The 26,234-nt window shown below is 39.8% G+C and carries 21 protein-coding genes and 1 other annotated feature (1 of these 22 running past the window's edge); of the genes, 2 read left to right on the top strand and 19 right to left on the bottom strand.

The features are described from left to right. Window positions 1-123: a binding site (T-box leader), on the bottom strand; it reaches 105 nt to the left of the window's first position. A gap of 199 nt (window positions 124-322) precedes the next feature. Then, window positions 323-514, top strand: a complete 192-nt coding sequence (locus NQZ71_RS07450; protein ID WP_127737227.1) for a hypothetical protein — start codon at window positions 323-325, stop codon at window positions 512-514. An 11-nt stretch (window positions 515-525) separates the two neighbouring features. Here NQZ71_RS07450 and ysxE read toward each other — a convergent pair whose 3' ends face one another. The 8 genes from ysxE to hemA all read right to left on the bottom strand — a co-directional run bounded on the left by ysxE (window position 526) and on the right by hemA (window position 9,544). Then, window positions 526-1,572 carry a spore coat protein YsxE gene (gene ysxE, locus NQZ71_RS07445; protein ID WP_144456429.1) on the bottom strand — a complete coding sequence of 349 codons (1,047 nt, stop codon included), beginning with the start codon at window positions 1,570-1,572 and terminating at the stop codon, window positions 526-528. A 101-nt stretch (window positions 1,573-1,673) separates the two neighbouring features. Further along, window positions 1,674-3,065, bottom strand: coding sequence for a LysM peptidoglycan-binding domain-containing protein (locus NQZ71_RS07440; protein ID WP_317011590.1), 1,392 nt, complete (start codon window positions 3,063-3,065; stop codon window positions 1,674-1,676). A 176-nt stretch (window positions 3,066-3,241) separates the two neighbouring features. Further along, window positions 3,242-4,528 (bottom strand): glutamate-1-semialdehyde 2,1-aminomutase, encoded by a 1,287-nt coding sequence (gene hemL / locus NQZ71_RS07435; RefSeq protein WP_317011589.1) that lies wholly within the window; start codon window positions 4,526-4,528, stop codon window positions 3,242-3,244. A gap of 15 nt (window positions 4,529-4,543) precedes the next feature. Next, window positions 4,544-5,521 carry a porphobilinogen synthase gene (gene hemB / locus NQZ71_RS07430; protein WP_144456434.1) on the bottom strand — a complete coding sequence of 326 codons (978 nt, stop codon included), beginning with the start codon at window positions 5,519-5,521 and terminating at the stop codon, window positions 4,544-4,546. Window positions 5,522-5,532: 11 nt separating this feature from the next. Further along, on the bottom strand, window positions 5,533-6,294 hold the full coding sequence (locus tag NQZ71_RS07425) for a uroporphyrinogen-III synthase (protein WP_317011732.1): 762 nt from the start codon (window positions 6,292-6,294) through the stop codon (window positions 5,533-5,535). Next, window positions 6,287-7,225: a hydroxymethylbilane synthase gene (gene hemC / locus NQZ71_RS07420; RefSeq protein WP_317011588.1), complete on the bottom strand. Its 939-nt coding sequence runs from the start codon at window positions 7,223-7,225 to the stop codon at window positions 6,287-6,289. The genes NQZ71_RS07425 and hemC overlap by 8 nt, the downstream gene beginning before the upstream one ends. Before the next feature lie 53 nt (window positions 7,226-7,278). Continuing rightward, on the bottom strand, window positions 7,279-8,103 hold the full coding sequence (locus NQZ71_RS07415) for a cytochrome C assembly family protein (RefSeq protein ID WP_144456440.1): 825 nt from the start codon (window positions 8,101-8,103) through the stop codon (window positions 7,279-7,281). 100 nt (window positions 8,104-8,203) lie between these two features. After that, the gene (gene hemA, locus NQZ71_RS07410) at window positions 8,204-9,544 is read right to left on the bottom strand and encodes a glutamyl-tRNA reductase (protein ID WP_317011587.1); all 1,341 of its coding nucleotides are present in this window, start codon (window positions 9,542-9,544) and stop codon (window positions 8,204-8,206) included. Window positions 9,545-9,908: 364 nt separating this feature from the next. Between hemA and NQZ71_RS07405 the strand changes: the two genes are divergently transcribed. Further along, window positions 9,909-10,394 carry a LiaI-LiaF-like domain-containing protein gene (locus NQZ71_RS07405; RefSeq protein ID WP_317011586.1) on the top strand — a complete coding sequence of 162 codons (486 nt, stop codon included), beginning with the start codon at window positions 9,909-9,911 and terminating at the stop codon, window positions 10,392-10,394. Window positions 10,395-10,505: 111 nt separating this feature from the next. Here NQZ71_RS07405 and NQZ71_RS07400 read toward each other — a convergent pair whose 3' ends face one another. The 11 genes from NQZ71_RS07400 to ilvC form a co-directional block, all read right to left on the bottom strand. Beyond that, entirely contained in the window at window positions 10,506-12,176 is a 1,671-nt protein-coding gene (locus tag NQZ71_RS07400) for a ribonuclease J (RefSeq protein ID WP_186304107.1), read from the bottom strand. Between the two features lie 120 nt (window positions 12,177-12,296). After that, window positions 12,297-12,884, bottom strand: coding sequence for a ribosome biogenesis GTP-binding protein YihA/YsxC (gene yihA / locus NQZ71_RS07395; protein WP_144456446.1), 588 nt, complete (start codon window positions 12,882-12,884; stop codon window positions 12,297-12,299). After that, a complete protein-coding gene (gene lon / locus NQZ71_RS07390; RefSeq protein ID WP_144456448.1) occupies window positions 12,881-15,208 on the bottom strand; it encodes an endopeptidase La in 2,328 nt (775 codons plus the stop codon). Before lon ends, yihA begins: the two co-directional genes overlap by 4 nt. A gap of 441 nt (window positions 15,209-15,649) precedes the next feature. Continuing rightward, window positions 15,650-17,323 (bottom strand): ATP-dependent protease LonB, encoded by a 1,674-nt coding sequence (gene lonB / locus NQZ71_RS07385; protein WP_317011585.1) that lies wholly within the window; start codon window positions 17,321-17,323, stop codon window positions 15,650-15,652. A 200-nt stretch (window positions 17,324-17,523) separates the two neighbouring features. Beyond that, a complete protein-coding gene (gene clpX / locus NQZ71_RS07380) occupies window positions 17,524-18,789 on the bottom strand; it encodes an ATP-dependent protease ATP-binding subunit ClpX (RefSeq protein WP_144456452.1) in 1,266 nt (421 codons plus the stop codon). Between the two features lie 367 nt (window positions 18,790-19,156). Then, a complete protein-coding gene (gene tig, locus NQZ71_RS07375; RefSeq protein ID WP_144456454.1) occupies window positions 19,157-20,443 on the bottom strand; it encodes a trigger factor in 1,287 nt (428 codons plus the stop codon). 225 nt (window positions 20,444-20,668) lie between these two features. Next, window positions 20,669-21,694, bottom strand: a complete 1,026-nt coding sequence (locus NQZ71_RS07370) for a tetratricopeptide repeat protein (protein WP_317011584.1) — start codon at window positions 21,692-21,694, stop codon at window positions 20,669-20,671. Window positions 21,695-21,869: 175 nt separating this feature from the next. Further along, window positions 21,870-22,472, bottom strand: coding sequence for a 3-isopropylmalate dehydratase small subunit (gene leuD / locus NQZ71_RS07365; RefSeq protein WP_144456457.1), 603 nt, complete (start codon window positions 22,470-22,472; stop codon window positions 21,870-21,872). A gap of 20 nt (window positions 22,473-22,492) precedes the next feature. After that, window positions 22,493-23,899 carry a 3-isopropylmalate dehydratase large subunit gene (gene leuC / locus NQZ71_RS07360; RefSeq protein WP_144456459.1) on the bottom strand — a complete coding sequence of 469 codons (1,407 nt, stop codon included), beginning with the start codon at window positions 23,897-23,899 and terminating at the stop codon, window positions 22,493-22,495. A gap of 86 nt (window positions 23,900-23,985) precedes the next feature. Then, window positions 23,986-25,086, bottom strand: a complete 1,101-nt coding sequence (leuB, locus tag NQZ71_RS07355) for a 3-isopropylmalate dehydrogenase (RefSeq protein WP_317011583.1) — start codon at window positions 25,084-25,086, stop codon at window positions 23,986-23,988. A gap of 124 nt (window positions 25,087-25,210) precedes the next feature. Then, window positions 25,211-26,233, bottom strand: coding sequence for a ketol-acid reductoisomerase (gene ilvC / locus NQZ71_RS07350; RefSeq protein WP_127737187.1), 1,023 nt, complete (start codon window positions 26,231-26,233; stop codon window positions 25,211-25,213). Window position 26,234 lies beyond the last annotated feature (1 nt).

Below are 26,234 nucleotides of genomic sequence, written 5' to 3'. Positions count from 1 at the left end.
AAACCGTTCGCAAAAGAAGCTCGAGGGCTACCTTCCAATATAGTTGAATGGAAATCTTTCAGCATGTGATTTCCTCTCTAAAAAACAACTAAGCATTGTACTACTCCCTGTCATTGCCTTTTTTATTTATTTATATAGATAATACCGAATAAAAGTTATTTTCGTCAATAAGGTTAACCTTATTTTTTTCAATTTATACATTTGCCCAGCAAATCGAAGCCCACTTTTTTTGGTGGAGTAAGAAAGTATAGCTATTAAACAGTACTTAATAACCTCAAGCCACCATATATTTAGGATAAGGATTGAAAGGAGGTTTATTCTTATGAAGAAAAAATTCAATCCATACACATATCCCCCTTGGCTTAAAGGGGTTCGCAATGCATGTGCGCGGTTTATCCTTCCGTTTTGCATTTTCCAAGGAGTCCGGACAATGCTATTGCCTACCACCTTCGATGTACTCTTTTTATCTCTGTTAATTGTTTTGGCCTTGTCCATTTACTTGGAAATAATTTAAGACCCAAGATCTTATGAATCTTGGGTCTCTTTTTGCGCCTCCTGCTGTGCCTTTTTTTCCCGTTCCATTTCGTCAATACGCATGACGATATATTCGGTATTCTTCAGGAGCCAATATTGTTTTAACAAGCTTTGCGCATATTTGCGCTCGTTCTTTTTCTTATTGCTTTTATGATATTTCTCACATATCCGTATCACAGGACCAGGATGTGCCAGATAGCTTAAAAAAAGCAGCATCTCATCTGACTTAAGCGGATAATAATTGAAGTAAGTATAAATCCATTCTAAGCAATCGTTATTCTGCTTCGGAGCTGTTTTTAAGGATCTGGCAATAAACGGGAGCAGGTCATGGCTTGGGGAGCCAAACTTGGCATTCTCAAAATTGGTGAAATACCCGTACCCTTTCTCATCATATAAAAAATGCTCTGGTGAGATCTTCCCATGGATGATGGAAACCCTTGCCTTCTCATCATCCTTCGTTTCTTCATACCATTCCTTCAGCTTTGTTTCAGAATATTTCAGCGCTTGCCTAACATCATGGTAATACATACAAAACATCCATTGGAACGGGGACATATATTCGGTGTTTTCACACTCCTCAATATAGCCATCCAGAAACTCCTGTTCCTTTTCTAGTTCCAAGAGTGTATTTTCATAATGCTCTTCTCTGTCTTCCTTTTCAACCTTTACTTCTTTAGATGAAAGTATATGCAGCCTTGCCAGTTCCCTGAACATCTGCTGATGCTTTTTGAAATAGCTTTCCCGATCTTCATTTGGAAGCCATGGCATCAAATAATACAGCTTATGATCATGCAAAACTGCATACCTTCCATCGACCGTTGGATATATCGGCACAATTCGATTATATCCCTTTTGGTATAATGTTCGGACATGACGGATAAAGTCAGAGCCTTTATGTGGATCTATCGATTTAAGGGCAAATGTGCCCTTACTGCAGTAAATCTTTACGATTCTGCCGAACTCCTCCACAAAATTAGGCTCGACTCCATACGGTTCTAAAATGGGGGTATACTTTTTAATCGTGTTTTTTTCATTCATATGCGCCCACACTTTCTTATTACGAAAAAGAGATTGGCTTCATCTCCAGCATGATGATAACGGGGCTTCGCTTTACCCTTTTTCAAGCACTTTTGCAAAACTTATTTTTCTGCCAATTTAATAGGAATATATAATACTTGCCCTTCTGCGACATCCTGATTGACTTCCAAATGATTTTCCTTCAACAGTGTGTGAACATTGACATTATAGCGTTCACTTAATTTCTCAATCGTATCTCCCTGCTGAACGATGCAAACCTTTACCTTTGTATGTGTTTCTTCTTCTTTGCGGGCAAAAAATTCAGTGAAGGTTAATGATTTCTTTTTAGCAAAAAGGCCTTTTTTCTTCTTCGTCCCTTTGTCATCGTCAGAAGAAGATTCGTCTTTTTCTGCATACTCTGCTGTTGATTCATCAAGCTTTAGCTCAGAGGATTCTGGGACTGGCTTATCAAAAATCCCCTCTGCTGGGAAGGTTTCTTCCTCTGATCTGAATAAGGAAACCTTCAATTCCTGCCTAGTGTCCGCAACAGGTGCAGTCTGAAATGGAGGTGGCTCCTCCTGTACATCTGCTTCTGTAAATAATGGCACCTGTGAAATGTCATCATCTTCCCAGTCATCTTCTTTTTCAGGAGGTGCTTTACGCACTTCTAATTCAAATGGCTCATACTCTTCTAACCCTGAATCAGCAGAGACTCGCTCTTCTTCTTCCATCAATGGACTAATCCTTTGAAACGGCGGCACCTCAATTTCAACACGTTCAGGCTCATCTTCTGATGCTTCTCTGTATGACGCTGCCTCTATTTCCTCCTCTGGATCTCCAAAAGACACTTCCTCTGTGCTGGAACTAGCAGTGATCTCTATCTCTTCCTCTTCCTCTTCCTCTTCCTCTGGCTGCCTTTGCCCATAACCTCGAGTTAACGCCTCAAGCTCATCTTCCTGTTCGACAAACTCATATACTGGTTGAGAAGCATCAGGCTGTTCCTCTGCAATGTCTGCTTCTTCATCCCTTACTGGATAAAATGCAGCCCACTCTTCATCATCCTCTTCTTCAACACTATCTTGCTCTTCAGTTGTTAAGCCTGCAATTGATAATTCAGCAGTAAGATTCAAGCAGCTTCTTTCTGGAAACACATAATCAAATGTTTCAATTTCCACCTCGATATCATCGACGCTTTGGACGCGTGAGAACGGAATGGTAATATCAATAGGGAAATGATGTAAAAACTCATAAACCCCTTCTTCCCTTTCCAAAACAGAATGAACTAATTTCGGAGCCTTGAATACCTCTTCTTCTTCAGACTGGATGTTTTGTGTGCGATTGTATTCACCTGTCAATTCTAATGATCCTTGAATGGTAATATACTGATCGTTTTCTTGGATGGTAATATTCGGGTCCAGTGAAATGGAAAGCAGATCATCTACTTCCTGTCCTTTTTGAAACCAGACTGACTCTTCCAATGAAAACCGTAAAATAGACGAATTTTCTTGAGACAAAGCGACTCCTCCCTTCATTCCTTTTACGTTTAATCACTATGTCAATTACAATTTATGAACTTCATTTCCCTTTTATGAATACTTCTTTACTGTGAATGTTTAAGAATTTAGAAAAACAGCAAAAACCAAAAAAAAATCCAAAGCCTTTTATCAGGTACTTTGGATTTTTATCATAGTCATTTTAATTTTGAAAATGCGATTTCTGCTGCTTTAATTGTATGTACAATATCCTCATCACTTAAAGCTGTTGATAAGAACAAGCCTTCAAACTGGGATGGCGGCAAGAACACACCTTGCTCAAGCATTTCATTATAAAAGGCAGCGAAATAGTCTAAGTTAGATGTTTTTGCACTGTCATAATCAACAACCTCATCATTTGTGAAGAAGAAGCCAATCATAGAGCCTGCTCTGTTAACTGTAAATGGAATTTCATGTTTTTCAGCCGCTGCTTTTAAGCCTTCTTCTAGCTTGTCTGCTTTTTGAATAAATTGTTGATAGCTTTCAGGTGTCAACTGGGACAATGTTTGGAAGCCCGCTGTCATCGCTAACGGATTACCTGATAATGTTCCTGCTTGATAGATTGGTCCACTTGGAGCAATTTGATTCATTATCTCTGCTTTTCCGCCATATGCGCCGACTGGAAGTCCTCCGCCAATAACCTTGCCAAGACATGTAAGATCAGGAGTAATACCGAAATAGCCTTGTGCACAGCCATAATCAACGCGGAAGCCTGTCATAACCTCATCAAAGATCAGTAATGCTCCGTATTGTTCTGTAATCTCACGCAGCCCTTGCAGGAAGCCATCTTTAGGTGGTACAACACCCATATTGCCAGCAACTGGCTCAACGATGATTCCAGCAATATCATCTCCAAAGCTTTCGAAGGCATATTTAATGCTTTCAAGGTCATTGTACGCTACCGTGATAGTGTTTGCAGCAACTCCTTCTGGAACGCCTGGGCTATCTGGCAAGCCAAGTGTTGCAACACCTGAACCTGCTTTAATCAGCAGAGAATCACCATGGCCGTGGTAGCAGCCTTCAAACTTAATAATTTTATTTCTGCCTGTATAGCCTCTTGCAAGCCTGATTGCACTCATCGTAGCTTCTGTTCCAGAGGATACCATACGAATAATCTCAATGCTTGGCACTCTTTCTTTTACAAGCTTCGCCAGTTCATTTTCTATTAAAGTCGGAGCACCAAAGCTCGTCCCTTGTTCTGCGACCTTTTTAATTGCTTCCACAACTTGATCATTGGCGTGTCCTAAAATAAGGGGACCCCATGAAAGTACATAATCAATGTATTCATTGCCATCAATATCGTAAATTTTAGAGCCTTTGCCTGAATCCATAAACACAGGATTCCGCTTTACCGATTTAAAGGCACGAACAGGACTGTTAACCCCGCCTGGCATTAATTCGACTGCTTCCTTAAATGCTTTTTCTGACTTTTCATATGAACGCATGCTATCCCTCTTTTCTTATTGTTCTTTCAACCAGCGTGCAACATCTTTTGCAAAGTAAGTCATGATTAAATCTGCTCCGGCACGTTTCATGCTGACCATCATTTCCATTACAATACGCTCTTCATCAATCCAGCCGTTTTGTGCAGCAGCTTTTACCATGCTGTATTCTCCGCTGACATTGTAAATAACGATTGGCATCTTCAAGGTATTTTTCATATCACGAACAATATCCAAATACGGCATACCAGGTTTGACAATCATAAAATCTGCCCCTTCTTCCGCATCTGATTCTGCTTCTCGTAATGCTTCGAGACGGTTTGCAGGATCCATTTGATATGCTTTACGGTCTCCAAATTGCGGTGTGCTGTCCGCTGCTTCACGGAATGGTCCGTAAAATGCAGAAGAATACTTCACTCCGTATGACATAATTGGTGTATCTATGTAGCCTGCTTCATCAAGACCCTTGCGGATAGCAGCAACAAAGCCGTCCATCATATTAGATGGAGCAATGATATCTGCACCAGCTTCTGCTTGACTTACAGCTGTTTTAACAAGTAATTCCAATGATTCGTCATTTAAGACACGGCCTTCTTCCACGATACCGCAATGTCCATGGCTTGTATATTCGCAAAGGCATGTATCAGCAATAATGACAATCTCCGGATAATTCTTTTTGATGAAGCGAATTCCTTCTTGGACAATGCCGTGATCATGAAATGCCTGTGTACCGCATTCATCCTTTTCTAGAGGAATACCGAATAACAGGACTGATTTAATGCCTAGGCTTTGTACTTCATCCATTTCTTCCTTCAGACGGTCAATGGACAGATTATAAATTCCAGGCATTGATGAGATTTCCCGTTTAATGTTCTCACCCTCTGCGATGAAAATAGGATAAATCAAATCGTCCACATGCACATGAGTTTCCCTTACCAATGCTCTCATGCTTGCAGATTGACGCAGTCTACGGTGACGGTTAAATTGTAATGACATTTCGTTCTCCCCTATTCTTGTAAAAATTCAACTAATCGATCAAGCATACTGTCTACTGTAAAATTGTCGGGATAAATATCAACATTTATACCATAATCGTTTAGCTTTTCCTTCGTTATTGGGCCAATACATCCGATTGTACAGGTCTTGACTGATTGTTGAAGCTCATATGTATGGACCACATTCATAAAATATTCCACTGTAGATGAGCTTGTAAACAGGAGCACATCCAAATGCTGCTCTCTTAAGGCCTTGACTAGCAGTGATTCGCTCTTTTTAGGAAAATATGTTTCATAGATGATTGCTTCTTCTGCGGCAATTCCAGCTTCCCTTAAGGAGCTGTATAGTACATTTCTCGCCAAGCTTCCCTTCACAATAAGTACTTCCTCCTGTTTTGCCACTTGCTGCGAAAATTCTTCTGCAAACGTTTCGGCAACAAAGGAGGATGGAATGAATGCTGCTTTATAGCCATAGTGTGCCAATGTTTCAGCAGTTTTGTCCCCAATGACAGCTATTTTAAGATGTTCTGGAGCTTTAAACTCCCAAGCTTGAAAAAAAGCATTCACTCCGTTACTGCTCGTAAACAAAAGCCAAGTAAATCCGCCTTCGAGAAGCTTCTCCTTGGTTTTTTCAGTCAAAGGCAGGCTGCGAAAGGCAAGCAGCGGAATTTCGACAGGCGTTCCTCCTAAAAGCTTAATCCTGTCAGAAAGAGATGCTGCTTGTTTCCTCGCCCGCGGTATTAGAATGCTTTTTCCTTGCAGTGGGTTATGCATCAATAATGTTCTCATCTTTCAGGCTGTCTATCAATTTCTTTGCTCCCCGCTCTGTGAGCAGTTCAGCAGCCTGTTCACCAAGCTCTACTGGGTTAGTGCCTGTTAGTACCTCTTTATAAACTGTTTTGCCATCAGGAGAGGTTACAAGAGCTGTCAATGTAAGCTCCTTCTCGCCCACCATTTGGGCAAAGCCTGCAATCGGAACTTGGCAGCCGCCATCCATTTTGTTTAAGAAGGCTCTTTCCGCAAAAACAGTCTTCGTCGTTTCCTCTGAAGACAGCTTGCTTAATAGCTCAAGCACTTCCTTATCATCTTCTCTGCACTCAATGGATAATGCACCTTGTCCAACTGCCGGCAAACAAGTTTCAGGGTCAAGAAATTCTGTGACAACATCGCTCGTCCAGCCCATTCTGGCAAGTCCTGCCGCAGCAAGAATAATTGCATCATAATCTTCTGTTTCTAGCTTCTTTAATCTCGTATCGATATTGCCGCGAATCCATTTTATTTCCAAGTCAGGTCTTACTGCTAATAGCTGTGCACCGCGTCTGAGACTGCTTGTCCCAATAACAGCACCTTCCTTTAAGTCCTTTAATAGGATATGCCCTTTGCTGATTAGCGCATCACGGTGGTCCTCCCTTTGCGGAATACAACCGATGATTAAACCTGGAGGAAGTACAGCAGGCATATCCTTCATGCTGTGTACCGCAATATCAATTTCCTTATCAAGCATTGCTTGTTCAATTTCTTTAACAAATAGACCTTTTCCGCCGACCTTAGATAATGTCACATCTAACACAACATCACCTTTTGTAACCATTTCCTTAATTTCAAATTCATAGGATGGGTCTAATTTTTTCAATTGATTAATAACCCATGTTGTTTGTGTAATAGCTAACTTGCTTCGTCTTGAACCGACAATAATTTTTCGCATCAGTATGCCTCCAGCTTAAACTTTTAGCCGCATTTCGTCGGCTTTATGTAGCATTATTTATAGTGAAACGTTGAAAAATTCCCTGCCAAAAAGAAATTAATCAACAGTATTAAGAAACATGCAATATTGAAGTAAGCAATTCCTTTCCCTACTAGTTTATGCGTTACTCTTGCATATAAACAGCATCCGTAAATAAAAAGGACAAGAAAGGAACCAAGTATTTTTGGGTCATACCAGACAAAACCTGGCGCCTGAACACTGGCCCATTGAATTCCGAGAATAAGAGCTATCAGCAATAAAGGAACGCTGAATACGTTAAAAAGGTAAGCGATATTCTCCAACTTTGTTAAATCAGGAATCCGCCTCAGCCGTTTTCCCCATACTTTCTTTTTCAACAGATTAAATTGAACACAGTACAAAAGAGAAAAAATAAACGACAGCGAAAAACCGCCGTATGCAAGCAATGCTGCCGTAATATGAATGAGGAGAAGCTCTGAAATTACTTGTGTGGCAATCTCCGTCCCCTCTCGCATTGGCGCAAATGTATGTATGGCCATAATGATAAAACCGAGCACATTTGTAAAAAAGACGATAAAGTCAATTTTCAAAAGCTTGTTGATTAAAAGTGAGAAGGAAACAAGCACCCACGTGTAAAAGTACAGCCCCTCCATGATTGTAAGCACAGGAAACCTCTTCGTATCCACCATATAAATAAGCAGAAAGGCGGTTTGCAAGAGCCACACAAATGAAAGTAACCAGAAAGCTGCTCTATTGGCTTTCTGGTTATTATGCATAAAATCAAAAAAGTATAAGAGCACAGATATTGCATAAAGAATAATCGTAAATTCATGAAGTCTAGTTAAATAAGCATCTGTCATATATGTTTCCCCTTTAACAGTTAAAACCTTGAGAAAAAATGTTGCTTCATATACTATAATGCCAAAACTCTTTTAAACAATCTAGCTTTAAGGTCAATATTTAGCCTTGAAAGTTGGGCTGTAAAGAAGACACTACTTTTTTCTCTTCCTTCACAACTGTTGTTTGAGTTTGGACATCCTGCTCCAAGTTGAATATTTTCACGAATAGCTCCATTGCCTGTTCGCGATTATCTGAAGAAGCAAGCTCTTTCGCATGAAGAATTGGATCCTTCAGCATTTGGTTAATGATGCTTTTCGTATGTTTGTTCAAGACTTTTTTATCACGGTCACTTAAATGCGGCAGCTTTCGTTCGATGCTTTTCATCGTTTCGCCTTGAATTGCTAACGCTTTGTCGCGAAGTGCTGAAATGACTGGTACGATTCCTAACAAATGAAGCCATTCATTAAATTCGACAATTTCCTGTTCGATCATGAGCATAATTTTCGCTGCTTCTCTTTGGCGCTCTTGAAGGTTTGCTTCGACTATGCCTTCTAAATCGTCAATATCATATAAGAAAACACTATCTAATTCTGCAAGTGCAGGATCTAAATCACGTGGTACAGCAATATCAACCATAAATAACGGTTTTCCTTTGCGAATCTTTTCCACTGTATTCATCATGCTTTTCGTAATTACAAACGAACTAGCACCTGTTGAGCTAATTAGAATGTCAGCGTCAATTAATGCGCATTGCAGCTCGCTTAAGGATTTCGCCTGACCTTCAAAACGATCTGCCAAGCTTTGAGCCTTTTCAAATGTCCGGTTAATTACCGTTACATTTTTCGCCCCATTGCTGTACAGATTTTGAATAGCAAGCTCTCCCATCTTCCCTGCACCTAGTATCAGCACATTTTTATTGTCTAATGTACCAAATATTTTTTTTGCTAATTCTACAGCAGCATAGCTGACAGAAACGGCATTTGCTCCAATGTCTGTTTCTGTATGTGCTTTTTTAGCTAGTGTAACAGCCTGTTTAAATAGCTGATTAAACACTGTTCCTGAAGACTCAATGGCTTGTGCCTCTAAGAAACTCGCACGAACCTGACCAAGAATTTGAGTTTCTCCTACGACCATAGAATTTAAACCGCATGCAACTTGAAAAAGATGGTTCATTGCTCCATCCTGTTCGTAAATAAATATATATGGACTAAATTCTGCTTGGTCAATCTCAAACCATTCAGATAAAAACTCTTTTATATAATAACGACCAGTATGCAATTGGTCGACAACAGCATAAATTTCTGTACGATTACAAGTAGAAATGATGATATTTTCCAGAATGCTTTTTTTCTTTTGCAATTGACTCATTGCTTCCCCGAGTGCAGAAGAGTCAAATGTTAAACGTTCTCTAATTTCTACTGGGGCCGTTTTATAATTTAGTCCAACGACAACTATATGCATAAGTAATTGACACCCCCAAGATTTCAATAAAAATCCGATTCTTTATTTATAATTATTCTAAACATGTATTTATTATAACAAAAAATAAGCGATAATGTGCAACAAATATGACTATAATTGTGAACAAATTGTGAATTGATATGTTAACATATAGTATTATTGGCAAAGTCAGTTTTATACTATCTTTACTTACTAGTAATAGTGTATACATACATGCCAAAATTATCTATGAAAACAGCTGTTTTTTTGGAATTTATTTCGGTAAATGTACAGTCCTAAATAGCATATGTCATGCTATCCACTCAAGTACATTAACAAAGATATCATTTGGATTCAAGTTTGTATTACTGGAAACGGAGGAAATATGAAATCTCATAAGTTATTTACTGGTGTTGCACTAGTTGGGTTTGGAATTTACTTTTTGCTGAAAGTGCTGAAGGTAACTCCTTTTGAGTCTTTTTATTCCTGGCCTACCTTGCTTATCATCGTTGGATTAGCATTTCTGTTTCAGGGGTTTTTAGGCAAGGATTATAGCTCGATATTGCCTGGGGTGATTTTGACTGGGTTCGGTCTTCATTTTCATCTTGTCAATAAACTAGCCATTTGGCCAAATGATACAGGAACTTTTCTGCTGATTATCGCCTTAGGATTTATTCTCTTCCACCAAAAGGCAGGATCAGGGCTGATGAATGGTGTATTGTTTCTGCTTTTGGCAGGTTTTCTGCTATTTTATGAAGATATTATAGACTCGATTACTTTCATTCAAGTAGGGCAGGAAACACTTAAGTTTCTTACACCACTGTTGTTTCTGCTTATTGGCGGGTATTTTTTGCTTTCTAAGCGGAAGTGAAAGAGCTGCTTAAAGTTAGTTATTATGTATGGAAGTAACCCAACACTTAAATTGATTACTGAATACAGGGATGAGACTCCTACAGCTTAAGCTGCAGGAGTCTCACCTTTTTTATACTTCTATAATAATCGGTAAAATCATCGGTTTACGTTTTGTTTGATGAAATATATACTGCCCTGCTGCTTTTCTGACTTCTTGCTTAATTGCCCCCCACTGATTTCTGCCTCTTGCATCAACATTGGAGACCGCTTCTTTAATGACACGGTTTACGGAGCGAATAAGGTCTTCAGCGTCTCGAACGTAAACGAAGCCTCTTGAGATGGTATCTGGTTCTGCTATTAGTTTCTTTTCCTGCTTACTCATTGTCAGGACAATAACAAGCATTCCATCCTCTGAAAGCTGTTTACGGTCTCTCAATACAATTTCACCTACATCTCCTATTCCGATTCCGTCGATGTAGGTATTGCCTGCATGAACCTTTCTTGTGAATCTCGCCTTTTCCGATTGAATGTCGACAACATCGCCATTACCGATGATAAAGGTATTTCCTGTTTCTACACCGACTGATTCGGCAAGATTGCGGTGCTGATTGAGCATCCTGTACTCACCGTGGATCGGAATAAAATATTTCGGCTTCATTAATGTGAGCATCAATTTTAAATCCTCTTGATAGCCATGTCCAGATACATGCATGCCTGACGTACTGCCAGATCCGTAAATTACCTTTGCACCGATTGCAAAGAAATTATCAACAACACGAGAAACATATCGCTCATTTCCTGGAATTGGACCAGCTGCAAAAATGACCGTATCACCTCGCAGAACTTCAACTCCCCGAAAGTTTCCAGTCGATAATCTGGCAAGTGCTGCTAATGGTTCGCCTTGGCTGCCTGTACAAAGTATCGCTACCTTTTCAGGAGGAAAAAGCTCAATTTCGCCCTGATCAATAAGCAAGCCCTCAGGTACCTGTAAATACCCCCGCTCCATTGCTACCTCCACCACATTAAGCATACTCCTGCCAAGAAGCGCCAGCTTGCGATTCGTCTCCATTGCTGCATCGACTACTTGCTGTACCCTGTTAATATTCGAGGCAAACGTTGATAAAATCACTTTCCTATCGGCTTTTTGAAACGCTTCAAGGATATGGCGCCCTACTAACTGCTCAGAAGGAGAAAGACCAGGCCGTTCTGCATTTGTGCTTTCAGATATAAGCAGCAGCACACCTTTTGACCCAATTTGTGCCATTTTATGAATATCGGAGTTTTCCTTATTAGCAGGTGTTAAATCAAATTTGAAATCTCCTGTATGCACAATATTTCCTTGTGGAGTACGGAACACAATACCTACGCAATCAGGAATACTGTGATTCACCTTAAAAAACTCAGCTTTAATCTCACCGAATTGCAGTTGTGAAGTATTGTTAATTTCAATCATTTCCGTATCCCGAACAAGGCCGTGCTCCTTCAGCTTCAGCTCGATTAACCCAAGTGTAAACCTAGTTCCATAGACAGGAACATTCAATTGTTTAAGGAGGTATGGAATACCGCCGATATGATCCTCATGTCCATGTGTGACAATTAGCGCCTTTACTTTGTCTTTATTCTCTACTAAATAACTGATATCAGGGATAATTAAATCAATTCCATGCAGACTTTCATCAGGAAATTTATTACCGCAGTCAATCGCCAAGATTGTATCGTCATATTCTATTACATACATGTTTTTTCCTATTTCATTTAATCCACCAAGTGCAAATATAGATATCGGATTTCCATTCGTCACAAGAAACTTCCTCCTACTGCATGTTTTACTGTTAGCTTACCCAGAAAAAAGCACTATTATCGCTGTCTTTTCTCTATAAACAAAAAAAAGCTGAATCACAGTTGATTCAGCTTTTTTGCTTTAGTTTTTAGCCAGATACTGCAGCAGGGACCAAACCTTGTCTTTTCCCTCACCTGTTTCACTTGAGAAAAGAATAAGGTGATCATCCTTACTAAGTTCTAATGTTTCCCTTGTAACCTTTAAATGCTTTTGCCATTGAGATTTTGAAATCTTGTCCGCCTTTGTAGCAATAATTATTGCCGGAATGCCATAATGCTTTAAAAATCCATACATCATAACATCGTCTTTAGTAGGGGCATGTCGTATATCTGTAATCAAGACGACAGCTTTAAGCTGTTCTCTTGATGTAAAATACGTTTCAATCATTCTGCCCCATGCTTCTCGTTCTTTTTTTGATACTTTTGCGTATCCGTAACCAGGAACATCTACAAAATGCAGGATTTCATTGATTAAATAAAAATTCAATGTCTGCGTTTTGCCTGGCTTGGAGGAAATGCGGGCAAGAGCCTTTCTTCCAAGCATCTTATTGATGAACGAAGATTTCCCAACATTTGATCTTCCTGCTAACGCGAATTCCGGTAAATCTGTCTCCGGATATTGATGTGGCTTAACTGCACTTATTACTATTTCTGCACTATTTACTTTCAAGAATTTACACTTCCGTTCAGAGCATGTTTTAATACTTCGTCCACATGAGAAACAAGAATAAAGTTCAGTTCCTCGCGAACACTTTCTGGTATATCATCTAAATCTTTTTCATTATCCTTTGGTGCAATAATCGTCGTCAAGCCTGCACGATGTGCGCTCAGCGATTTTTCCTTCAAACCTCCGATTGGAAGCACCCTGCCGCGCAAGGTAACTTCGCCTGTCATGCCAACTTCTCTTTTAATCGGCTTGCCAGACAATGCAGATACAAGTGCTGTCACCATTGTAATACCTGCTGACGGACCATCCTTTGGAACTGCTCCTTCTGGTACATGAATATGAATATCAAATTTTTCATGGAATTTCGGATCAATTCCAAGCGCCTCCGATTTGGAGCGGATATAACTGAATGCAGCCTGTGCTGATTCCTTCATTACATCTCCCAATTTCCCTGTTAATACAAGCTTCCCTTTTCCTGGTGCCAACGATACTTCAATTTGCAATGTATCACCGCCAACAGTTGTGTAAGCAAGCCCTGTTGCAACACCGACTTGATCCTCCAATTCAGCCTGACCATATCGGAAGATCGGCTTACCAAGGAATTCCTCCACATTTTTGCTTGTCAGAATTACTTTTTTCTTTTCTTCTGATACAATCATTTTTGCGGTTTTACGGCAAATCGTCGCAATTTGACGTTCCAAGCTTCTTACTCCAGCTTCACGTGTATAATGGCGAACAATTTGTTGGATGGCATCCTCTCGTATTTGCAGCTGCCCTTTAGTCAAGCCGTGATCTTTAATTTGCTTAAGCATTAAATGATCCTTAGCAATATGGATTTTTTCCAGCTCTGTATATCCAGATATAGAGATAATCTCCATCCGATCACGAAGCGGTCCCGGAATTGTTGCCAAGTTATTTGCTGTTGCAATAAACATAACATTGGAAAGATCATATGTTTCTTCAATATAATGATCACTGAAGTTGCTATTTTGTTCTGGGTCCAAAACCTCAAGCATTGCTGAAGATGGATCACCTCTGAAGTCATTGGACATTTTGTCGATTTCATCCAATAGGAATACAGGGTTGATAGTACCTGCCTTTTTCATTCCTTGAATGATGCGCCCAGGCATCGCTCCTACATATGTTCTTCTATGTCCTCTTATTTCGGATTCATCTCTGACTCCGCCAAGGGAAATACGCACAAAGTTACGGTTAAGTGACTTGGCAATAGAACGAGCTAAGCTTGTTTTACCTACGCCTGGAGGTCCTGCAAGACAAAGGATTGGCCCTTTAAGCGAATTAGTTAAGCTTTGCACTGCTAAATACTCTAACACGCGCTCCTTGACCTTTTCAAGACCATAATGATCTTGATCCAATATTTTTTCGGCTTTTTTGATGTTCAAGTCATCTTCTGTTGCATTGCTCCATGGTAATGCAAGCAGCCAATCAATATAATTGCGGATAACAGAACTCTCTGCAGAAGTGGAAGGAATCTTCTCGTAACGATCCAGTTCCTTTAAGGCAGTGGCTTTAACATGCTCCGGCATGCCTGCCTGTTCGATTTTTTCAGCAAGCGTGCTTACTTCGCCGCTTTTGCCGTCTTTATCACCAAGCTCTTTTTGGATTGCTTTCATTTGTTCACGCAAGTAGTATTCCTTCTGCGTTCTTTCCATGGACTTCTTCACACGCTGCCCAATCTTTTTCTCTAAGCTTAAGACTTCCTTTTCATTATGAATGATGTCAATCACTTGATTCATACGTTGCTTGTTATCTAATGTTTCCAGTATTTTCTGCTTTTCCTTTAGCTTTATCGGCAGATGTGATGCAATAATATCCGCCATGCGCCCTGGTTCTTCCATATCAGAAACTGTAGCATACGTTTCATTAGAGATTTTTTTGGAAATCTTTATGTATTGCTCAAAATATTGAAGCATCGTTCTCATTAACGCTTCATCTTCTACATCCTTTGAAGTATCTTCTTCCATCACTTCTAGTGTTGCGGCATAATACCCGTCTTCTTCTGTCAATTCAATAAATTTGGCTCTTTTCAGCCCTTCCACCAATACGCGAATCGTGCCGTTTGGAAGCTTCAGCATCTGCTTAACTTTCGTCAAAGTCCCGATTTTGTACAATTCTTCCTCTGCAGGATCATCAATATCAATATCTTTTTGCATTGTTAGAAAAATCAGATGGTCATCAACCATTGCTTTTTCAAGTGCCTGCACCGATTTTTCTCTACCAACATCCAAGTGTAATACCATTGTTGGATAAACAAGTAATCCTCGAAGCGGCAGGAGGGGTACTAGTGTATTCTTTTTTTCCTCCATGACGTTGCACCTCCAGCATCGCATTTCATACTTTGTACAATTCTATCCTATTTAGGAAAAAGTGTCTATTAACTAGGGTTATTATAGAGAAAAAGGAATTAGAACTAATTGACTCCCTGTTTTATTCACTTATAAATTGCAAGCATCTATACGATGTTCTTTTATTCTGATTGAAATCATTTATTTATTCGAGTTGTTTTGCTTTTAAGCTTTCTTTTATCCCATAATGTTATTATTTTAACAAATGGCCTGTATTATGTCCTCTTTCTGCAAAAGAATTAACATCCAGTTCTAGCCTACATTATAAATCATCTTAGCCATCTTATAAATGAATTGACATCCAAGCATTTACTTTTTCTTTTTTCATAATGAAAAAAGCTCTGCAGCAGATAGCTGGCATTTATATGCCAGCATCTGCATGCAGGGCTTGCTTCTTTGTTTTTATACACTTTCTTTTTTAGATATTTCAATCGAGGCTGGTATCGCTTCCCCGTTTGCTTGTCCTTCCTTCAACAAAGCAAGCTCTAATACTTGCTGGAAGGATGATACTGGAATAATCGTAATTCCTGTGATTTCTTTCAAAACAGACTGCATATTTTCCTCTGGAATAATCACTTTCTCTACTCCTGCTTTTTGAGCAGCTTTCACCTTTGCAAACACACCGCCGACAGGTTTTACCTTGCCATGAATACTTATTTCACCAGTCATGGCTACCTTCCTGTCAATCGGTTGATTGTAAATGGCCGAATAAATGCCTGAAGCCATTGAGATACCGGCAGATGGTCCATCAATTGGTACGCCGCCAGGAAAATTAACATGGATGTCAAACTGATCTGCTGGAACACCCATAGACCGAAGAACTGTAATGACATTTTCGATTGAACCCTTTGCCATACTTTTTCTTCTTATTGACTTTCCTTGACCTCCAATGCTTTCTTCTTCCACAATTCCCGTAATATTGATAGAGCCTTTATCCTTTTCAGCTGGAATGGCAGTAACTTCAATTTCAAGAAGTGCGCCCATATTCGGACCGTGCACTGCAAGTCCATTCACAATTCCTACTTGTGATTCATCATTGATTTTCCGTTCCATCCTTGGAGAGAGCTGGCTTGAATGAATAACCCATTCTAGTTCATCATTTTTTATATATGTACGATCTTCGCTTATGGCCAGCCCAGCTGATATTTGTACGATGTTGACAGCTTCACGCCCGTTGCGTGCATATTCAGCAAGCGTGTTTAAGCTTTGTTCACTGATATCCAAACGAACCTTATCGGCAGCCTTTTTCCCTATTTTCACTACTTCATCTGCTGTTAATTCCCGGAAAAAGACTTCCATGCACCTAGAACGAATAGCTGGCGGAATCTCGTTTGGCGTCCTAGTTGTAGCACCAATCAGCCTAAAATCTGCTGGCAGTCCGTTCTGGAATATGTCGTGGATATGTGTTGGAATCTGCGTGTTTTCCTCATTGTAATAAGCACTTTCGAGAAATACCTTCCTATCCTCCAAAACCTTGAGAAGCTTGTTCATTTGCGTTGGATGAAGCTCTCCAATTTCATCAATAAAAAGTACGCCTCCGTGTGCATTTGTAACAGCGCCTTGTTTAGGCTGTGGAATACCTGCTTGTCCCATTGCACCGGCACCTTGGTAAATTGGATCATGAACAGAACCAATAAGAGGATCTGCAATACCCCTTTCATCAAATCTCGCTGTTGTTGCATCAAGCTCCACAAAAACGGAAGTTTTTTTGAAGGGTGATTTTGAATTTCTTTTTGATTCTTCCAATACTAGTCTCGCTGCAGCTGTTTTTCCAACTCCAGGCGGCCCGTATATGATGACGTGCTGAGGATTAGGACCACAAAGGGCTGCCTTTAATGCCTTTATGCCGTCCTCTTGTCCAACTATATCTTCAAAGCTTGTTGGCCTGACCTTTTCAGATAACGGTGCAGTCAAAGAGATAGAACGCATTTTTCTCAGTTGATCCATTTCTTTTTTTGATTCCCGATCAATTGATACTTTTTGTGTTCTTTGACTTTTTAAAAGGTTCCAAAAATACAGGCCGATTATGATGCCAAAGAATAGTTGTACAAATAAAGCAATCTCTGTCCAACTCATATTAATACCTCCTGAATTAAATCTTGCTGATAGAAAGTAGTATCTCCTTCCTAGAGTTGGAATAAACAATATTTCATGGAAAAATCATGGAATGTTTTAGGATTTTGTATTTACCTTTTGCAAAAGGTATCTCTTATAAGACCAAAACAAAGGGCTGGAATCAATATGATTCCAGCCCTAAATATTAAAGCTAACTGTTGTTATGCAGATGTTTTCGTTTCTTTATCGACAACTGTTCCATCTTCTAAAACAAGCTTTGGAGCAGCGTTGTCCGCGACTGTTTCTTTTGTGATAATGCATTTAACGATATCTTCACGTGAAGGAAGATCGAACATTACATCAAGCATAATACCCTCAATGATGGAACGAAGTCCACGAGCACCTGTTTTTCTTTCAATTGCTTTTTTAGCAATTTCCCTTAAGGCATCGTCTTCAAATTCCAATTCAACATTATCAAGCTCAAGCATTTTTTTGTACTGTTTTGCTAAAGCATTTTTCGGCTTTGTCAAAATTTCAACAAGCGCTTCTTCATCAAGCTGTCCTAAGCTTGAAATAACTGGAAGACGACCGATGAATTCTGGGATAAGTCCAAAACGCAGCAAGTCTTCTGGAAGGACTTTTGAAAGCAAGTCTTTATCTTCGACTTCTTCTACTTTTGTTTCTCCGCCAAATCCAATTACCTTTTGACCAAGACGTCTTTTGATAATCGGTTCAATTCCGTCAAAAGCACCGCCGCAAATGAAGAGAATATTAGTTGTATCAATTTGAATAAATTCTTGATGCGGGTGTTTTCTTCCTCCTTGAGGCGGAACACTTGCAACAGTTCCTTCAAGGATTTTCAGCAATGCTTGCTGCACACCTTCACCAGATACATCTCTCGTGATAGACGGGTTTTCTGATTTACGTGCCACTTTATCGATTTCATCGATATAAATGATACCTTTTTCCGCTTTTTCCACATCATAGTCAGCAGATTGAATTAACTTCAAGAGAATGTTCTCCACATCCTCACCAACATAACCTGCTTCAGTCAATGAAGTAGCATCAGCAATCGCAAAAGGAACATTCAGGATTCTAGCAAGTGTTTGTGCCAATAGCGTTTTACCGCTTCCTGTTGGTCCAATCATGGCAATATTACTCTTCGATAATTCTACATCATCAATTTTACTGTTTGAATTGATGCGTTTATAGTGATTATAAACGGCTACAGACAAGGATTTTTTTGCTTGCTCCTGTCCGATAACATACTCATCAAGTATATCGCGGATTTCTGCCGGCTTCGGAACATCCTTGAACTCCACTTCTTCTTCTGTGCCAAGCTCCTCTTCAACTATCTCTGTACATAATTCAATACATTCATCACATATGTACACGCCAGGTCCTGCAACAAGCTTGCGGACTTGATCTTGAGTTTTACCACAGAAGGAGCATTTTAATTGACCTTTTTCATCATTAAATTTAAACATATGTCCACCCCTTAAGTACTCTTATATATATGTTTTACCGCACGGATTAAAAAGTTAATCATCTATTTATCTTTTTTTTTACAACAGTTATGTATTGCATTGTACCATATTGGTGTTTGTACAGGAAATGATACAACTTGGATAAACCTTTCTGAATAATCCTATCGCGGTAAAACGTAAGTGCTTCTATTAAGCATAACCAGTTTTGCCTGCTTTAAGTCTGGTTACACCACTCTTTTTATATGTATGAATTCCTGTACAAGAAAAAAAGGGAAATCAAGCTCTTTAAATCTTATTATATGTTGGTAATCGCTAATATAAAACTAAGGCACGATACTTCGCGCCTTAGTTATTTTGCTTACTTCTATTATGCAACAGTTTTGCTGTTTTCTACAAGGAAATCGATTGCTTTTCTGATTTTAAGATCCATTTGTAGGTTTTCAACGCCACCAAGTGCTTGTTTAATAGCATCTGTGCCCATGTTGTACATTTCTGCCATTTTGTCTAGCTCAGCTGTTACTTCTTCTTCAGAAACTGTAATGTTTTCTGCATTTACGATTGCTTCAAGAGTCAAGTTAACGCGAACACGTTGTGCTGCATCTTCTTGCATTTGCTCTTTAAGAGCTGCTTCATCTTGACCAGAGAATTGGAAGTAAAGCTCAAGGTTCATACCTTGCATTTGCAAACGTTGTTCGAATTCGTTCATCATACGATCGATTTCTGTGTCAACCATTGCAGATGGAACATCGATTGTAGCGTTAGCAGCAGCTTTTTCTACTACTGTGTCACGAACAGCATGTTCTGCTTGGTGCTTTCTATCTGCTTCTAGACGAGTTTTGATTTTTTCTTTAAGATCTGCCAATGTTTCTGCTTCAGCATCAACATCTTTAGCAAACTCATCATCTAATTCAGGAAGTTCTTTTCCTTTGATTTCTTGAACAGTAACTTTGAATGTAGCAGGCTTTCCAGCTAGCTCAGCAGCATGGTATTCCTCTGGGAATGATACTTCTACTTCTTTGTTTTCTCCAGTAGCAAGACCAACTAATTGCTCTTCGAATCCTGGAATAAATTGACCTGAACCAAGTTCTAGAGAGAAGTTTTCAGCAGTTCCGCCTTCAAAAGCAACTCCATCTTGGAAACCTTCGAAGTCGATAACAACTGTATCGCCTAATTCAGCTTTTCCTTCTTCTTTAACAACTAATTCAGCTTGTTTTTCTTGCAATGCTTTAATTTCTGCATCTACATCTTCGTCTGTAACGTTTGTGTCAACAGCTTCTACTTCAAGACCTTTGTAATCGCCTAAAGTAACTTCAGGTTTAACAGTTACAGTTGCTTTAAAGATAACAGGTTTTCCTTTTTCGATTTGCTCTACATCGATTTCTGGACGATCAACTGGCTCGATGCCTGCTTCGTCGATTGCGTTAGCATAAGCTTCTGGCAAAAGAATATCGATTGCATCTTGGTATAAAGATTCGATACCAAAGCGTTGTTCGAACATTCCACGAGGAATTTTCCCTTTACGGAATCCAGGAATATTAACTTGCTTAACTACTTTTTTGAATGCTAGGTCTAAACCTTCGTTTAACTTTTCAGCATCCAATTCAATTGTAAGAACACCACGGTTCCCTTCTAATGCTTCCCATTTTGCTGACATAACTATATTTCCCTCCAACAATCTATTCTACTTTTCAATACTTCTAACAGTTGTTTAGATAGTACTTTTATTTTAATAGAGAATTTTGATACGGACATCCCCAATTACGGCAGATGTCAGCTCTATATAACTAAAAGCAGATATCTACTAATGTTATACACGCTCGCATTTTACGAATGCAACCATTACATTATATCATACGTTCAAGTTGTTTCAACATCCAAGCTACATATTAGGATAAGAAATTTCCTCTAAACTAGCAATAATCGCCTTTGCTGTCTCTATTTCGCTATCAGAAACGTGATAAAGCTCGCCTATATCTTCACCCATTTCATCATACATACCATAGTAATCCTGCACGATAGAATGGTAGGCAGCTGCCCAACCACCGCTGCTCATCCCGTCTAGTGTGAATGGATAAAGAAGAAAGAAATGGCGTTCCAGCAGGGCTACAATATTCTCGAGCAAAACAGGATTCTGATGCTCCAGCTTTTCTTTCAGGATAGCTATAATTTCAACCGTTTGCTCCTGAAGCCGTACATCCTTTAAGTTTTTTGGAACGACGCTCGTCTCCCTGTCCATTTTCCTAACGAGTACTTGCTGTTCATACTCTTGCTCTTTTAAAATATTTAAAAGCATCGACTGGAAAAACGGGTTTGCCTGAGGATTTCCTATGTATTCCTTTACTTCGTCTATGTATTGCCGCACATTTGCCTTTTCTAGTTTTGCAGCAAGAAGCAGCATTTCATTTTGATCTTGGATGGAAGCCAAATCAAGACCACTTTCGCCAAAGTCTTCAACAGCATACTCCTCTTCCATTGTGCCACTTAATGCAGCCATTTTCCTGCTGAATTCAAGCAGCTTGGAAAAATGCTCTATTTTTCCTGCTGGAATATGCTTGTCCTCAAGGAGTACTTCGATCGTTGTCGCAATCTCCTCATATTCATGGAGCTGAACAAGAATCATCATATATAAATCTAAAACTTGAAGATAATCTCCTTGACCTTCCTCTAGCATGCTTTTTGCCATTTTCTTTGATTCCCTCAGCATACCTAGCTCATAATAGCTTAAGACGAGCCCTGTTTTAATCTCACTGTTATCAGGATTAATTTCTATTGCCTTCTCAAAGCAGGAAACTGCCTCTTGAAAGTTTTTGTTTTGGACGGCCTCCAAGCCCTTTTCTAAGTATCTTTGGTCTAGGTCAGGGAAAAGGATGATATTGCCCTTTTTGGTCAAATCCCGTTTTTTCATGTCATAACACCCTAATTATTCTATTTTTTGCTAGTTTAGCACGGTTGGTGTTTTTATTGCAACATTGCTAAATATTCCTAAAAAGAAAAAGGAGCTTCCTTCCGTATCATGCTTTGTGGTCCAGCTTTCCCCTGCACATTACAAGCATTTCACGGTTCGAAAACCCTCTTCTTTATTATTTTACTAATTGAAATGTATTGATATTATTTTCATATTCTTGAATACTATCCGCATATTGCAGGGTAATTTGGATTTCATCCCATCCATTCACAAGCATTTTTTTCCAATATGGATGGATTGTAAAGTTTACTGAGAAGCCACTTTCATCCTCTACCTTTTCTTCCTCTAAATTAATATGAAGTTTGTAAGGCTGCACTTTAGCTGCCTTTAGCAAATATTCAACATCACTAGCCTCTAGAACGATCGGAAGCATGCCATTTTTCAAGCAATTTTGATAAAAGATATCAGCGAAGGATGGTGCAATAACAGCTTGAAATCCATAATCATTTAATGCCCAAGGAGCGTGCTCTCTTGATGAACCACAGCCAAAGTTCTTGTTTGCAATCAAAATATTCGCACCTTGATTTTCTGGGAAATTCAATTCAAACTCCGGATTAAGCTCACCATTCTCTTTATATCGCCAATCATAAAATGCAAAGCGTCCAAATCCTGTTTTTTCAATTCTTTTCAAAAATTGTTTAGGGATGATCTGATCTGTGTCCACATTTACACGATCCATCGCCACAGCCTTTCCGGCCAATTTCTTAAAACCGCCCATGGGACGTCCCCTCCTTTTCCTTATACAAGTTCTGCTACATTTCCTTTTCGTATATCAACAAAGTGACCATTAAGCGCCGCTGCTGCTGCCATTGCCGGGCTGACTAAGTGTGTTCTGGCACCTGCCCCTTGTCGGCCTTCAAAGTTACGGTTTGAAGTGGATGCACAATGTTCTCCGCTTGGTACAACATCATTATTCATACTCAGGCACATGCTGCAGCCCGCATCTCTCCACTCGAAGCCTGCTTCGGTAAATAATTTATCAAGACCTTCTTGTTCTGCTTTCTTTTTCACCTGCTGGGAACCTGGAACAACTAATGCGCGTACACCTGGATGCACCCTTTGCCCGCTAATAACACTTGCAGCCTGTCGCAAATCTTCTATTCTAGAATTTGTACAAGAACCGATAAAGACATGCTGAATGGCGATATCTTTAATTTGCTGTCCTTCTTTAAGCCCCATATATTGCAAAGCACTCTTTAAGGCACGACGATCTGTTTCGTCCGCAAAATCATTTTCATTCGGAATACTGTCATCCACCTTGGCAGTCATCGATGGATTTGTTCCCCAGCTGACCATTGGTGCAATGTCATTGCCGTCTATTTCAATCACTTTATCATAGACAGCGTCCTCATCTGATACGATTTCTCCCCACGCTTTAACTGCTTCCTCAAAGTTTTCAGGAGCATATTTTCTGCCGCGCATATAGCTGAAAGTCGTTTCATCTGGACACACAAGCCCTGCTCTAGCGCCACCTTCAATGGACATATTGCAAATTGTCATTCGCTCTTCCATGCTCAATTGTTTGATGACGTCACCAGTGTATTCAATAACATGACCTGTACCGAAATTGACACCATACTTGGAAAGAACATACAAGATAACATCCTTAGCGTTAACACCCATTGCTAATTTACCGTTCACTTCTATTTTTAAGGTTTTGGGTTTTGTTTGCCACAAAGTCTGTGTTGCTAATACATGCTCAACCTCACTAGTTCCGATTCCAAACGCCAATGCACCAAAAGCACCATGCGTCGATGTATGGCTGTCACCGCAAACGATCGTTTTTCCCGGCTGTGTTAATCCCAATTCCGGACCAATGACATGGACAATTCCTTGTTCTGGACTTTCCAAATTTGCCAATGGGACATTAAACTCAAGACAGTTTTTTTCTAATGTTGTCATCTGATTTAAAGCTACTTCATCATCCACTTGAAAGCGATTGATTGTTGGAACATTATGATCCATTGTTGCAAAGGTACGATCAGGGCGGCGGACTTTGCGGTTTTTCATTCTTAGCCCAGAGAATGCTTGTGGGGATGTCACTTCATGCACTAAATGAAGATCAATGTACAGGAGATCCGGCTTTCCCTCTTCGCGATGAACAATATGCTTTTCCCAGATTTTTTCAATAATGGATTTGCCCATTATGGCCCTCCCCTTCCTTTTGTCTTTTTTTTCTATATATTATTTATCCTGTTTATCTGTCCAATTTTCTTTCGTTTTCTCTCTATTTATCGTACTTCTACTGTTTCAAGTGCCGCCGTAATTTCGGTTTTAACTTGCTCAACCATTTGTGAAGTAGTAAGCAATGTAGTATCTGCAGACAGGATATCCTTTGTTCGATAGCCTTTATTTAAAACTGCATCAACTGCATTTTCTATTAATTGTGCTTCCTGTTCCATGTCAAAGGAAATACGAAGCATCATTGCTGCAGACAGGATAGTCGCCAGCGGATTGGCAATATTTTGTCCAGCAATATCTGGAGCTGAACCGTGTATTGGTTCATAAAGTGATGGACCTGATTCAGAAATACTTGCTGATGCCAGCATCCCAAGCGATCCTGTCAGCACGCTTGCCTCATCACTTAAGATATCACCAAACATGTTTTCTGTTACAACTACATCAAACTGTCTTGGATTGCTGATAAGCTGCATTGCCGCATTATCGACAAGCATATGCTCTAGTTTAATGTCCGGATATTGCACCGCCATCTCAGTAGCACATTCTCTCCACAGTCTGCTTGATTCCAATACATTTGCCTTATCGACAGAGGTTACTTTCTTCGATCTAGTTTTGGCGATTTCGAATGCTTTTTTCAAAACGAGGTTGATTTCTTCTTTTGTATACAGAAGCGTATCAACAGCTCCAGCCTTTCCGCCAATTGTTGTTCTTTCACTTGGTGTGCCGAAGTAAATGCCGCCTGTCAGCTCTCTAACCATCATTAAATCAACATTTTCAATAACTTCTTGGCGCAGCGGAGACGCTGGTGCCAAGCTTGGAAAATATTTAGTTGGCCTTAAATTTGCAAAAAGGTTAAGCTCCTTCCTGATGCGAAGCAGCCCCTGTTCAGGTCTTGATGAAACAGGAAGAGCATCCCATTTCGGCCCGCCAACTGCGCCAAGCATAATCGCGTCACTCGATTTGCATAATGCAATCGTTTTGTCTGATAAAGGTGTTCCTTCTTCATCAAAGGCAGATCCGCCAATATTTGCATAATTATATTCAAAAGAGTGGTCAAATTTCGCTTCAATTACCTGCAATACATCGATTGCACCTTTAATGATTTCTGGACCGATGCCATCTCCAGGCAATACGGCAATTTTTTTCTCCATTTGCTAATGACCTCCATGCTCATCTGTAAGCCTGCGATTGCTTATTTTTAGAGAACGGCCCAGGATCTAACTCCTGCACCGTCCTTTTACTGCTTATAAGATAGTAGTGTATTTATAAAAGGTCTTATTTTTGGCCACTGCCTACAACTTCTTTTTTCCTTGAGCTTTTAACAAATGGCATCATAGAACGAAGCTCTTTGCCGACTGTTTCGATTAAATGCTCACTTTCTCTTGCATTGATTGCATTAAAGACAGGTCTGTTCGCTTGGTTTTCCAAAATCCAGCCTTTTGCAAACTTGCCTTCTTGGATATCTGTTAATACTGCTTTCATTTCCTTCTTCACATCTTCTGTTACGATTCTTGGTCCTGTTACGAAATCGCCCCATTGTGCAGTATCGGAGATAGAGTATCTCATGCCAGCCATTCCATCTTCATACATCAAGTCAACGATTAATTTCAGCTCGTGCAAACACTCGAAATATGCCAATTCAGGCTGGTAACCAGCTTCCACCAATGTTTCAAAGCCAGCTTTTACAAGCGCAGTCAAGCCACCACATAGTACTGCCTGCTCACCGAACAAATCTGTTTCTGTTTCTTCTTTAAACGTTGTTTCCAAAGCTCCTGCACGCAATGCGCCGATTGCTTTTGCGTATGCTAATGCAAGCTCTCTTGCCTCTCCCGTAACATCTTGGTAGATTGCAAATAATGCAGGCACGCCAGCTTCTTGTTCAAACGTTCTTCTTACTAAGTGACCAGGACCTTTTGGAGCTACTAACAATACGTCACTTGAGCTTGGTGGTACGATTTGGCTGAAGTGAATATTGAAGCCGTGCGCAAACATTAATGCTTGGCTAGTTAGGTTCGGCTTGATTTCTTCATTATAAACCTTTGTTTGCTGCTCATCCGGAAGCAAAATCATCACTACATCAGCTTTAGCTGTTGCTTCTCCAACTGAATAAACATCAAAGCCGTCTTCAGCTGCTTTATCCCATGATTTCCCTTGTCTTAAACCAATGATTACATTTACTCCGCTATCCTTCATATTTAGTGCATGTGCATGGCCTTGTGATCCGTATCCAATTACAGCAACCGTTTTTCCTTCAAAGTATCCTAAGCTTGCATCTCCGTTATAGTACATTTTCGCCATT

The sequence above is a fragment of the Niallia taxi genome (assembly GCF_032818155.1).
GTDB lineage: Bacteria > Bacillota > Bacilli > Bacillales > Cytobacillaceae > Niallia > Niallia taxi_A.
Note: the sequence above shows the minus strand (reverse complement) of the source record. Positions and strands in the feature narration are given on the sequence as shown.